Here is a 625-nt window from a genome sequence, read left to right on the forward strand (position 1 = left end):
CGGTTACGGTCTGAAGGTCGGCGGCAACTACGATTTCGAAAGCTTCAAGCTCTTCGGCATGGCGCAGTGGCTCAATCACTCCGTTGATTTCATGGGGGTCAACTCATACTTCCTGACCGGCGTGCTCGGACAATCCTCCTCCGCGATCAGCCAGGCGATCGATCAGGCGGGCGGCTTCAACGGCTACACGCTTGCCGTCGGTACGGACTCTCCGCTCGGGAAAGGTACGTTTAAAACGCAGCTTCAATACGCAACGGCCGAGTTCGACGGCTCATTCGCGAGTACCAGATTCGGTTCGAAAACCGAAATGGAACTGGATGCTTACGTCGCATCGATCGGTTACCTCCTGCCGTTCTCCAAGCGGACGATGCTCTATTCGCTCATTGGGTACAGCTATGCCAAGTACGATGTGGACGGCGAACTGAACCGCGGTGAAATGAAGGAGAAGGTATTTACGGCTTTGACGACTTTGGTCCACACGTTCTAACGCGCCGTTTCTTTCTGTTGAAGAAACGATTAGATTATCTCGATAAAGGAAGGTCGGCGACGGCTTGATGCTGAGGGCGTTTCGAGAGAATCGCCCTCAACGCTTTTCTGTTGCTTTGCAAAAGCGAAGACTTCCGAT

The 625-nt window shown here is 53.4% G+C and carries 1 pseudogene; it reads left to right on the plus strand.

Annotation, left to right across the window (positions count from 1 at the left end):
- Positions 1–487 (plus strand): annotated as a pseudogene (locus tag H6A60_RS12195) (hypothetical protein); the annotation flags it as partial.
- Positions 488–625 lie beyond the last annotated feature (138 nt).

Source organism: Sutterella massiliensis (assembly GCF_016899755.1).
Lineage (GTDB): Bacteria > Pseudomonadota > Gammaproteobacteria > Burkholderiales > Burkholderiaceae_F > Sutterella > Sutterella massiliensis.